Consider the following 2,433-nt stretch of genomic DNA (forward strand, 5'->3'; position numbering starts at 1 on the left):
TGGTGGAGCTAGACGGGATCGAACCGTCGACCTCTTGCATGCCATGCAAGCGCTCTCCCAGCTGAGCTATAGCCCCACAAATGTGGTTGTTCGTACTGACTTATCTATGATGCCACCCTTTTCCGGCCTGATGATGCAATCAAACAAGAAATTTGGTGGAGCTAGACGGGATCGAACCGTCGACCTCTTGCATGCCATGCAAGCGCTCTCCCAGCTGAGCTATAGCCCCAATGCGCACATAATAAATCGTGTGAACGGGGCGCATGATATGAAACCACTGAAACAGTGTCAACGGCTAATTCGATTTCTCGCGTTAAGCGCTGAAAAAGCCGCCAAATCAGCGGGTAATTAGCATTAAATATTATATGTCGCTCACAACTATCTAACGAGTAATAATAAAAAGGCGGCCTGAGTAGCCGCCTGATTGAATGAGCAATAACCGTATTATTGTTGTGTTTCGCGCTCGCTGATAAAGGCTAATGCTTTATCAATACGTGCCAGTGAGCGTGCCTGACCGATAGCATGGACAGTGACATCCATCCCTGGCGATTGACCCGCACCAGTGACTGCGACACGCAGCGGCATCCCCACTTTACCCATACCTACACCTAACTCATCAGCCGTGCCCTGAATCGCGTTGTGAACGTTTTCAGTGGTCCAGGCGGTGATGGCAGCGAGTTTGGCTTTAACTGCTTCAAGTGGCTGGCGGGCCACTGGGCGCAAATGTTTTTTAGCCGCATCAGCATCGAACTCGTCAAACTCTTCGTAAAAGTAACGGCAGGACTCGGCCATCTCTTTCAGCGTTTTGCAGCGCTCACCTAGCAGTTTTACGATTTCAACTAACTCAGGGCCATTACGGGTATCAAGCCCCAGTTGTTCAACATGCCATGACAGGTGAACAGCAACATGCTCTGGTGGCAGGCTATTGATATAGTGATGATTCAACCACTGTAATTTTTCAGTATTGAATGCACTGGCTGACTTACTGACCGCATCGAGGGTAAACAGCTCGGTCATCTCGGCCACAGAGAAAATCTCCTGATCACCATGAGACCAACCCAAACGCACCAAATAGTTCAGTAGTGCCTCTGGCAGATAGCCGTCATCGCGGTATTGCATAACACCAACAGCCCCGTGGCGTTTAGACAGTTTTTTACCGTCATCACCCAGAATCATTGATACATGAGCATACTCAGGCACTGGCGCGCCTAATGCTTTCAGAATATTAATCTGGCGCGGTGTATTGTTGATATGGTCTTCACCACGGATAACATGGGTGATTTCCATATCCCAGTCATCGATGACGACACAGAAGTTATAGGTTGGTGAACCATCGGTACGGCGGATGATTAAGTCATCCAGTTCCTGATTGCTGAATTCAATAGGGCCACGGATTTTGTCGTCGAAAATGACCGAGCCTTCCTGCGGGTTGCGAAAACGCACCACTGATGGCTCATCAGCGCCATGAGTGCACTGGCTATCGCGGCAACGACCATCGTAGCGAGGTTTCTCGCCATTGGCCATTTGGGTTTCACGCAACTCTTCCAGGCGCTCTTTAGAACAATAGCAGCGATAAGCGGTGCCCTTTTCCAACATTTGGTCAATCACCGCATTGTAGCGATCGAACCGTTTGGTTTGGAAATACGGGCCTTCATCCCAATCCAGATTCAACCAGTTCATACCGTCCATAATAGCGTCGATGGCTTCCTGAGTTGAGCGCTCAAGATCGGTATCTTCAATGCGCAGAACAAATTCACCACCTAAATGACGGGTGAACAGCCAGGAATACAATGCGGTGCGTGCGCCACCTACATGGAGATAGCCGGTAGGACTGGGTGCAAAACGGGTTTTGATCTTCATTGGAATCGATGCCTTATTACGCTACGCCGGTCAGCAAAAGCTGACAGTTGCTCGAAATTTGAAAAAGTAGGCGACATTCTACCACCCTGTAGTAATTCCTCAACGATGTTACCGGTATGCAATTGATGATATTCCCATCATCTTTCAAATTGCAGGTGTGTTGGCCGCACTCACTCACCCGAATCACATACTTGGGTAAGCTCATCGGGTTCATTTGTTTGCCGCCGTCCTACACCTTGAAATATTTTGGGGATCATTTAATAAAGGTTCATAGCGGCGATAAATATCGCATCCTGTTTAAATTTGCGGCGAACGATTGTTTTCGTTTTAAAAACCGTTGACTCACTTCGAACTATCCCTATAATGCGACTCCAACAACACGGCGGGGCGATTAGCTCAGTTGGTAGAGCATCTCCTTTACACGGAGGGGGTCATCAGTTCGAATCTGGTATCGCCCACCAAACTCGACGTGTTATGCAATAAATGAGATAGATGAGGGCGATTAGCTCAGTTGGTAGAGCATCTCCTTTACACGGAGGGGGTCATCAGTTCGAATCTGGTATCGCCCACCAC

The 2,433-nt window shown here is 48.7% G+C and carries 1 protein-coding gene and 4 tRNA genes; 2 read left to right on the top strand and 3 right to left on the bottom strand.

Translation table 11 applies throughout. The features are described 5' to 3' along the window. The 3 genes from V1952_RS21090 to gltX all read right to left on the bottom strand — a co-directional run bounded on the left by V1952_RS21090 (position 1) and on the right by gltX (position 1,860). Positions 1-76, bottom strand: a tRNA-Ala gene (locus V1952_RS21090). A gap of 77 nt (positions 77-153) precedes the next feature. After that, positions 154-229, bottom strand: a tRNA-Ala gene (locus V1952_RS21095). 215 nt (positions 230-444) lie between these two features. Further along, positions 445-1,860, bottom strand: coding sequence for a glutamate--tRNA ligase (gene gltX, locus V1952_RS21100; RefSeq protein WP_372559573.1), 1,416 nt, complete (start codon positions 1,858-1,860; stop codon positions 445-447). A gap of 385 nt (positions 1,861-2,245) precedes the next feature. Between gltX and V1952_RS21105 the strand changes: the two genes are divergently transcribed. Both V1952_RS21105 and V1952_RS21110 read left to right on the top strand, forming a co-directional pair. Beyond that, positions 2,246-2,321, top strand: a tRNA-Val gene (locus tag V1952_RS21105). Between the two features lie 35 nt (positions 2,322-2,356). Further along, positions 2,357-2,432, top strand: a tRNA-Val gene (locus V1952_RS21110). Position 2,433: the final 1 nt, after the last annotated feature.

The organism is Yersinia sp. 2542 StPb PI, assembly GCF_048593855.1.
GTDB classification, from domain to species: Bacteria; Pseudomonadota; Gammaproteobacteria; order Enterobacterales; family Enterobacteriaceae; genus Yersinia; species Yersinia enterocolitica_E.

Bases quoted from the DNA above. Each gene is read 5' to 3' on its own strand.
- gltX (WP_372559573.1), bottom strand. From the start codon at position 1,860: ATGAAGATCAAAACCCGTTTTGCACCCAGTCCTACCGGCTATCTCCAT.